The sequence below is a fragment of the Ruegeria sp. BHSB056 genome, from assembly GCF_059613305.1.
The window spans coordinates 1-1,918 of record NZ_JBXWSG010000180.1 but is presented as its reverse complement, the minus strand read 5'-3'; the positions used below and the strand labels follow the sequence as shown (position 1 = coordinate 1,918).

General features: G+C 63.7%; 1 protein-coding gene. It reads left to right on the top strand.

What is annotated here, in order from left to right:
* Positions 1-7: 7 nt before the first annotated feature.
* Positions 8-1,783, top strand: coding sequence for a sulfoacetaldehyde acetyltransferase (gene xsc / locus AC2FND_RS20140; protein ID WP_209599474.1), 1,776 nt, complete (start codon positions 8-10; stop codon positions 1,781-1,783).
* Positions 1,784-1,918: the final 135 nt, after the last annotated feature.

Below are 1,918 nucleotides of genomic sequence, written 5' to 3'. Positions count from 1 at the left end.
CACCCCTATGAAGATGACGACGGAAGAGGCCTTTGTTAAGGTTTTGCAGATGCATGGTATTGAGCATGCGTTTGGGATCATTGGCTCTGCGATGATGCCGATTTCGGATCTGTTTCCGAAGGCTGGGATCATGTTCTGGGACTGTGCGCATGAGGGCAGCGCGGGGATGATGGCGGATGGCTACACCCGGGCGACCGGCAAGATGTCGATGATGATCGCGCAGAACGGTCCGGGCATCACCAACTTCGTGACCGCCGTCAAGACCGCCTACTGGAACCACACACCGCTGCTGCTGGTGACCCCGCAGGCGGCCAACAAGACCATCGGTCAGGGGGGCTTTCAGGAAGTCGAGCAGATGAAGCTGTTCGAGGACATGGTCGCCTATCAGGAAGAGGTCCGCGACCCGACCCGCGTCTGCGAGGTACTGAACCGTGTGATCATGCAGGCCAAACGCGCCAGCGCCCCGGCCCAGCTGAACATCCCGCGCGACATGTGGACCCAGGTTGTCGATATCGACCTGCCCGCCATTGTCGAGTTCGAGCGCCCCTCGGGCGGCGAAAGCGCCGTGGCCCAGGCGGCCGAGCTGCTGTCTAACGCCAGGAACCCGGTGATCCTGAACGGAGCCGGTGTGGTTCTGGCCGAAGGCGGCATCGAGGCGTCGAAAGCGCTGGCCGAGCGTCTGGATGCGCCGGTCTGCGTCGGCTACCAGCACAATGACGCCTTCCCGGGCAGCCACCCGCTGTTTGCCGGTCCGCTGGGCTATAACGGTTCGAAAGCAGGGATGGAGCTGATCAGCGAGGCGGATGTTGTCCTGTGCCTCGGCACCCGTCTGAACCCGTTCTCGACCCTGCCGGGCTATGGCATCAACTACTGGCCCGCGGATGCGAAGATCATCCAGGTCGACATTAACCCCGACCGTATCGGCCTGACCAAAGCGGTCAGCGTCGGCATCATCGGCGACGCCGCCAAGGTGGCAAAGGGCATTCTGGCCCAGCTGAGCGACACCGCCGGTGACGAAGGCCGCAAGGAGCGCAAAGAGCGCATCGCGCAGAAGAAATCGGCCTGGGCGCAGGAACTGACCTCGATGACCCATGAGGATGACGATCCGGGCACCACCTGGAACCAGCGTGCCCGCGCGGCCAAGCCCGACTGGATGAGCCCGCGCATGGCGTGGCGCGCCATTCAGGCGGCGCTGCCGAAAGAGGCGATCATCAGCTCGGACATCGGCAACAACTGCGCCATCGGCAACGCCTATCCGTCGTTTGAAGAGGGTCGCAAATACCTGGCACCGGGCCTGTTCGGCCCCTGCGGCTATGGCCTGCCCGCCGTCGTTGGTGCCAAGATCGGCTGCCCGGATGTTCCGGTTGTGGGCTTTGCCGGTGACGGTGCCTTTGGCATCGCGGTGAACGAACTGACCGCGATTGGCCGCGAGGAATGGCCCGCCGTGACCCAGATCGTGTTCCGCAACTACCAGTGGGGCGCGGAAAAGCGCAACTCGACCCTGTGGTTCGACGACAACTTCGTGGGCACCGAGCTGGACACCAAGGTGTCTTATGCCGGTATCGCGCAGGCCTGTGGCCTGAAAGGCGTTGTCGCCCGCACCCAGGACGAGCTGACCGCGGCGCTGAACCAGGCGATCGAGGACCAGAAGAACGGCATCACCACGCTGATCGAGGCCCTGATCAACCAGGAGCTTGGCGAGCCTTTCCGCCGCGACGCGATGAAAAAACCCGTCGCCGTCGCCGGCATCAGCGCCGATGACATGAAGGCGCAGGGCGCATAACCCCAGGACGAGGCCGGAGCACATGACCCTGACACCCGTCGAGCTGTTGCGGCAAAACGCTCCGGCCACCCGTCCCATAATCGCCCTCAGCGAAGGCAACGACCCCCGCATCACAAAAGGGGCCCTCAACGCGCA